The organism is Aeromicrobium sp. PFPM2_SD2, assembly GCF_057364525.1.
In genome coordinates this window covers 1-2322 of record NZ_JBNFNZ010000388.1, presented here as the reverse complement: position 1 = coordinate 2322, position 2322 = coordinate 1, and the positions used below count along the sequence as shown (strand labels likewise).

Below are 2322 nucleotides of genomic sequence, written 5' to 3'. Positions count from 1 at the left end.
CGGCCGCGGCCGCGCTCGCGCTGGCTCAAGGCGTCCCGCCCCAAGGCGGTGCGCGACGGCCTGCGCGGCTTCACGCCCGACGCCCACCGCATCGCCCTGGTCGCCGAGGCCGACGGCGTCGCGTACGTCGACGACAGCAAGGCGACCAACACCCATGCCGCCCTGGCGTCCCTGCGCGGGGTGGAGAAGGCGGTCTGGATCGCCGGCGGCCTGACCAAGGGCGCGTCGTTCGACGAGCTGGTCGAGCAGACCCGCGAGCGGCTGCGCGCCGTCGTGCTCATCGGGCGCGACCGCGACGTGATCGCCGACGCGCTGCGACGACACGCCCCCGATGTGCCGGTCGTCGAGGTCGAGCCGGGGGAGACTGACCTCATGGACCGCGTCGTGGACGCGGCAGCCTCGTTCGCCGAGCCCGGCGACACGGTGCTGCTCGCCCCGGGGTGCGCGTCCATGGACCAGTTCGAGAGCTACGGCGCCCGGGGGGACGCGTTCGCTGCGGCGGTACGCCGGAAGGTGCACGAGCAGCCGTAGGGCGCACACGAGGGAGCGGCATGGCCACCAGGACGGAGCAGGCCTCCTCGACCCGTGGTGGCGTGCTCGCCGGGCTCCGTGCGGCGATGGACCGCCCGCTCACCTCCTACCAGCTCGTCCTGGGCGTCGGCACGATCCTGCTGTGCCTCGGCCTCGTGATGGTGCTCAGCGCGAGCTCGGTGCTCGCCCTGCGCCAGCACGGCAACGCCTACTACTACTTCGAGCGCCAGCTGCTGTTCGCGGTGATCGGCGGCGCGGGCGCGATCGCGGCGGCGAAGCTGCCGGCGCGGGCGCTGCACTGGCTCACCTACCCGGTGCTGCTCGGCAGCGTCGCGCTCATCGTCGCCACCTACGTGGTCGGCGTGGAGATCCGCGGCAACCGCAACTGGCTCCCGTTGGCCGGCGGCTTCATGCTCCAGCCCTCGGAGTTCGCCAAGCTCGCGGTCGTCCTGTGGGTCGCGCACCTGTACTCGCGCAAGCAGAAGCTGCTCGGCCGCACCGCGCACGTGCTCGTGCCGATGCTTCCCGTCACCGCCGGCGTCGCGATGCTCGTCGTCGGGCAGAACGACCTCGGCACCGCCCTGGTGCTGTTCGCGGTCATGCTCGGCATGCTGTGGGTGGTCGGCCTCAAGAGCCGCCCGCTCATGGCCATCCTCCTGACCCTCGGCGCCGTGCTCGTGTTCTTCGTCGCTGCCGCCCCGCACCGTGTCGCCCGCCTGCTGACGTTCATGGACCCCATGTCGGCGCCCGACACCGACGGCTACCAGTCGATCCACAGCCGCATGGCCTTCGCCAGCGGCCAGTTCTGGGGCGTCGGGCTCGGCGGCAGCCGGCAGAAGTGGGGCACCCTGCCCGAGGCGCACAACGACTTCATCCTCGCGATCATCGGCGAGGAGCTCGGCCTGTTCGGCGCGTCCGTCGTGCTCGTGCTGTTCGGCGTGCTGGCCTACGCCGGCATCCGCATCGCCATGCGCACCCGCGACCCGTACGCCCGCTACCTGGCCGCCGGCATCACCATCTGGCTGCTCGCCCAGGCGCTCATCAACATCGGCATGGTGCTCGGGCTCCTGCCGGTCATCGGCATCCCGCTGCCGCTCATCTCCTCGGGCGGATCCAGCCTGATGACCACCCTGGTGGCCGTGGGCCTTCTGGTTAACTGTGCCAAGAGCGAGCCCGGCGCCCGACGGGCCCTGGAGGCTCGCGCCGCGCGCCGCACCGGCCGCGGCCTGATGGGCATCGGACGGAGGGGCTGACGGGGTGCGAGTGCTGCTAGCCGGAGGAGGGACCGCCGGCCACACGTCACCACTGCTCGCGACCGCGCAGGCGCTCACCGAGATCGACGCGAGCGTCGAGATCACCTGCCTGGGAACGCCCCGCGGCCTGGAGGTGACGCTCGTCCCGCAGGCCGGCTACGACCTCGAGCTCGTGCCGCCCGTCCCGCTGCCGCGGTCGGTCGGCGCCGACCTGCTCAAGGTCCCGGTCCGGCTGCGCCGCGCCGTCAAGGCCACCGCCGACGTCATGCGCCGCGTCCGTCCGGACGTCGTCGTCGGGTTCGGCGGCTACGTCTCGGTCCCGGCCTACCTGGCCGCCCGCCGCCGCGGCGTCCCGATCGTCGTCCACGAGGGCAACGCGCTGCCCGGCGTCGCCAACAAGCTCGGTGCGCGCCTCACCACGCACGTGGCCACCAGCTTCCCGGGCACCGAGCTGCCGCACGCGCAGTACCTCGGCCTGCCCGTCCGCCGCGAGATCTCCGCGCTCGACCGCGACGCCACGCGCGCCGAGGCCCGGGCG

General features: G+C 73.2%; 3 protein-coding genes. All 3 read left to right on the top strand.

What is annotated here, in order from left to right:
* Positions 1-531: glutamate ligase domain-containing protein (locus tag AC2W7G_RS14020; protein WP_485868978.1), on the top strand; the 531-nt coding region annotated here is incomplete at its 5' end.
* 20 nt (positions 532-551) lie between these two features.
* Positions 552-1784 carry a putative lipid II flippase FtsW gene (gene ftsW / locus AC2W7G_RS14015; RefSeq protein WP_485868977.1) on the top strand — a complete coding sequence of 411 codons (1233 nt, stop codon included), beginning with the start codon at positions 552-554 and terminating at the stop codon, positions 1782-1784.
* Between the two features lie 4 nt (positions 1785-1788).
* On the top strand, positions 1789-2322 hold a 534-nt coding region (locus AC2W7G_RS14010), incomplete at its 3' end, for a UDP-N-acetylglucosamine--N-acetylmuramyl-(pentapeptide) pyrophosphoryl-undecaprenol N-acetylglucosamine transferase (protein WP_485868976.1).